General features: G+C 43.0%; 1 protein-coding gene. It reads left to right on the top strand.

Annotated features, from left to right (window positions below; genetic code table 11):
- On the top strand, nt 1-230 hold a 230-nt coding region (locus Q0871_RS18665; RefSeq protein WP_299326620.1), incomplete at both ends, for a hypothetical protein.

Genomic DNA, 230 nt, shown 5'->3' with positions numbered 1-230 from the left:
GGACTTGCATATGACGACACTACAATAAGAGCGGATGTTGATCAAAATACTGCCGATATCGATACTTTAGAAGCGGAGCAGACAACTCAGAATACCGCTATAGCTTCTAACGCAACGGATATCGACACTCTTGAAGCGGAACAAACAACACAAAATACCGCAATAGCTGCAAACGCTACCGATATAGATACTCTCGAAGCAGAACAAACAACTCAGAATACCGCAATAGC

Source organism: uncultured Maribacter sp. (genome assembly GCF_947500985.1).
In the GTDB taxonomy this organism is placed as follows: domain Bacteria; phylum Bacteroidota; class Bacteroidia; order Flavobacteriales; family Flavobacteriaceae; genus Maribacter.
Note: the sequence above shows the minus strand (reverse complement) of the source record. Positions and strands in the feature narration are given on the sequence as shown.